The 2,128-nt window shown below is 74.1% G+C and carries 2 protein-coding genes; both read right to left on the bottom strand.

Going from position 1 to position 2,128, the window contains the following annotated elements:
* Positions 1 to 89: 89 nt before the first annotated feature.
* Positions 90 to 764: a hypothetical protein gene (locus tag AB0J52_RS37520; protein ID WP_500187714.1), complete on the bottom strand. Its 675-nt coding sequence runs from the start codon at positions 762 to 764 to the stop codon at positions 90 to 92.
* A 138-nt stretch (positions 765 to 902) separates the two neighbouring features.
* On the bottom strand, positions 903 to 2,128 hold a 1,226-nt coding region (locus tag AB0J52_RS37515; RefSeq protein WP_500187713.1), incomplete at its 5' end, for an ABC transporter substrate-binding protein.

The raw sequence follows: 2,128 nt of genomic DNA, 5'->3' as shown, positions 1-2,128 counted from the left end.
CGTCTCGTCCGGCACGGTCGCCGGTGTCGCCGCCCTCTACCTGCTGGGGGCGCTGGGCTACCGGGCCGCGTCGAACCGGGTCGCGGTGCTCACAGACGCTCCTCGAAACGCCGCCTGAGCCCGCTGAAGTCGTCGGCGGGGAACAGCGCGGGCAACTCGTCCAGCGTCCGCTCCAGACGGGCCCGCACCTGGTCGAACTCCTCCGAGGCGAGGGGCGCGGCGGTGAACAGGAACTGCCAGCTGAACGCTCCGCGGGTCAGCAGCAGCGCGTCCAGGTACTCCCGGTATCCGATGTCCAGCCTCCAGTCCGCGTACTGGATCGTGGACCACCACAGCTCCGGTTCGCCGCCGGGACGCAGCCGCACGCCGGTGAAGCCGCCGGTCCCGGTGACCGGGTGCTCGTCGACGATCCGCAGTTCGGAGGATGGGAAGCGCTCCTGGTCCGCCCATGATTCGATCCACGACTCGTACGCCTGCGGGCGCGCGTGCGCGAGGTCGGTGAGGAAGAACTCGCCGCTGACCTCGGAAGCCGCCGTCTCCCACTGGCGTCCGAGCTGGCGGAACCGGTGGAAGCACTCGGCGAGCCCGGCGGGCGGGGGCGCTCCGGTGGTTCCGGCGAGATGCGCCCAGGCCGCCGGGGCGTCCGCGAGGCCCGCGTCGAGCCCGCCGTCGATCCGGTACCGGACCCTGATGTCCGGATGCGCGTCGAGCTCGGCGCACAGCGCGTGCCACCGGGCCTCGTACGCGGTCGGCTCGACGGCCATGTCGCCTCCGCTCGGGATGATCAACCGGAGCGGAGGACGATACCTCACTTATTCCGACGAAATCCCCTATTCCGTCAGGCTTCCCGGCCGCTGCCGCGCGGCTCGGGGCCGGGCGCGGGCCCGTCCGGCGGGCAAGGCTCAGTGGGCCAGGTAGAGGCGGGTGTAGTCGTATCCGGCGGTCGTCGGCAGGAAGCGGGCGTTCCGGACGCGGGACGACATGAAGATCGTGTGCGCGCGGTCGAGCAGCGGCAGGATCGCCGCGTCCCGCGTGGCGATCCGGTCGGCCCGCCGCCACAGCTCGGCGGCCCTCGCCTCGGACGTGGCCGTGAGCGCCTGGTCGATCAGGGCGTTCACGCGCGGATCGTCGTACCCGCCGTAGTTGGTGGAGCCCGGGCCGAGCGAGCGGCCGGACAGCAGCGGCAGCAGCACCGAGCGGCCGTTCGCGCCGTACCAGTCGGGCGTCCAGCCGGGAGCGGCGATGTCCCAGGAGCCGGCCGCGCCGCGGGCCGGGTCGGAGATCGTCCGGGCGTAGAAGTCGCCGCCGGTGTCGGGGGACAGGACGGTCCGGACGCCGCAGGCCGCGAGGTTCTGCTGCAGCGACTCGGCGATCAGCCGGTGCACGCTGTTCACCCGGAACGGGAAGCGGAGCGTCAGCCCCGCCGGATGGCCCGCCGCGGCCAGCCTGCGGCGGCAGGCGGCGGGATCGCCGGAGTCGCCGGGCGTGGGGAACGGGTCGGCGGGCGCGAACCCCGTGGTGCCGGGCGGGATGACCGTGTGCAGCGGACGCGCCACGGACGGCCCGCCGACGATCTTGACCAGGGTGGAGCGGTCGACCGCGTAGGCCAGGGCTCGGCGCACCTCCGGATCGGCCAGGGCGTGCCCGTTGTTCGGGCTGCGCAGGTTGAAGACCAGGTAGGGGCTGGTCGAGGGGGCCTGGCGGACGGCGAACCGGGGGTCGCGCGCGGCGCGCAGCCGGGGCAGCGCCGCGGGCGGCACCGGCTGGTCCCAGGCGAGGTCCGCCGAGCCCGCCTCCAGCTGCTGCTGGACGGCCTCGGCGGAGTCCTGGCCGAGCGTGATCCGGATGCCGTCGACGTGCCGCTCGCGCAGCGGGTCGCTCCCGGCCCGCCAGGACGGGTTCCGGGTGAGCAGGTACGAGGTGCCGGGGCGGTAGTCGGAGATCCGGTACGGGCCGTCCGAGACCGTGTGCCGCCGGAAGACCGGGCCGTCCGGGACGTAGGCGTCGTACTCGCGCGGCGCGGCGGCGGTGTACCCGAGCGTGAGCAGGTCGAGGAAGTCGGAGGCGGGCTTGACCAGCCGGAACACCAGCGTCCGGGCATCGGTGGCGCGGACGCCCTCGATGTCGT

This window comes from Spirillospora sp. NPDC049652 (genome assembly GCF_040675125.1).
In the GTDB taxonomy this organism is placed as follows: domain Bacteria; phylum Actinomycetota; class Actinomycetes; order Streptosporangiales; family Streptosporangiaceae; genus Spirillospora.
This window is presented reverse-complemented; position numbering and strand designations above follow the sequence as displayed.